This is a genomic window from Zavarzinella formosa DSM 19928 (assembly GCF_000255705.1).
In the GTDB taxonomy this organism is placed as follows: domain Bacteria; phylum Planctomycetota; class Planctomycetia; order Gemmatales; family Gemmataceae; genus Zavarzinella; species Zavarzinella formosa.
Genome location: NZ_JH636457.1, coordinates 40,693 through 41,983 on the forward strand (window position 1 = coordinate 40,693; position 1,291 = coordinate 41,983).

At 63.8% G+C, this 1,291-nt stretch carries 3 protein-coding genes; all 3 read right to left on the reverse strand.

The window, feature by feature from the left end:
* Positions 1 to 207: 207 nt before the first annotated feature.
* A complete protein-coding gene (locus BGIM_RS0147070; protein WP_020476517.1) occupies positions 208 to 513 on the reverse strand; it encodes a hypothetical protein in 306 nt (101 codons plus the stop codon).
* A gap of 88 nt (positions 514 to 601) precedes the next feature.
* Entirely contained in the window at positions 602 to 970 is a 369-nt protein-coding gene (locus BGIM_RS0147075) for a hypothetical protein (protein WP_020476518.1), read from the reverse strand.
* 32 nt (positions 971 to 1,002) lie between these two features.
* On the reverse strand, positions 1,003 to 1,291 hold a 289-nt coding region (locus tag BGIM_RS56470; RefSeq protein WP_040892432.1), incomplete at its 5' end, for a hypothetical protein.

Genomic DNA, 1,291 nt, shown 5'->3' on the forward strand with positions numbered 1-1,291 from the left:
GGAAGTCGCTTCAGCCACGGGTTTGAGTCCGGCTGAGTAAAAGGGAAGCGGTTCGACCACGGGAAGCCACCCGGCAGCTCACGCTGCTCGGCTCGCCAAGACCAAAACCAACCTGATGAAAACCAAAACCTCAAAAGGGGGAAAATTCGCCTTCGCCCGCCAAACGTCCGCGTTCAGCGGACCCGCCACAGACCAGTGAAGTCCGCGCTACAAAGCACCGCCACGGCGCCGCCGGACCCACAACCCGACAAGAGTAAAGGCCGAGGTAAACAAGAGGCAGCCCAGGAACCAGAACGGCATCATCCAACGGATCATGCCGCCGGGGTTCGTCAGCAGGACGGACCCGTCGTCGCCCCGGATGACGTTCTCCGCCCCGAGCGCCCGCTCTTCGCCCACGAGATGGATGAGCAAGGCCATCAGATCTTGGGACCACCAGAGCATGGCGGCGCCAGCGACGAGCAGGGCGGCTGCCTGGCCGAGGACGAACACGGCGAATAGGGCTGATTTCAGCATCGCACACTCGAAGAGTGGAGGGCCGCTTGACGCCCGAGTTCAGGCGCCAGGGCCGGAACGGCTTGAACCAATGTTTCCACGACTCAGGCTACCGGTCACCTGCAACGTCTGGTTTGGCGTTCTGGACTCCGGGCAACCCTCGACGCCTGACCTCTGTCCGGACCTCCTCGACAGACCCAAACGCCGCCACCCGTTGCCGGAGAAAATCCCGGCACGCCTCATGCAAATCGTAATCTCCGTCCAACACCAAGCCGAGCAACACCTCGCCCCGAACCGGATCCCACCAGCCGAAATAAATGTCCTTAACCAGAAAACAATGCTCGATGGGCATGCCGCCGCCAGTCAGCCAGGCGACGACAGCTTCCTCAAGCGTCCGCGGGACCGGCATCTCAGCCTGCTGACGCCGTGATTCCTCGACGTGCTTGCGAATCTGCCTGAGTATAGCCCGCCTTCCCATCCCTGAGCCCTCCGCTTGCCGAACGCCAAAACTCAGCGGCCGGGGTTTAATTGATTGGAACCAAATGATGGCGACTGAGGCCCCCCGTCAGCCGCGACGGCTGGTTCGGCGGCCATCGGCGCCGGCGGGGCAAACGCTGCCGGATCGCGGCGGATTCGCAGGAGCCTCCATGTCATGACAACGGTCAACAGAACCGACAGGACGGCGACCCCGCCCAAGATCTGGCACGCCCGGCCGGCCGCCGTCTTGTTGGCTCCCTCGGCCTCCTGCAGGGCCACCTCGTGCGTCGCCCGGACTGTGGCCAGGTCGCGCCAAGCGTCC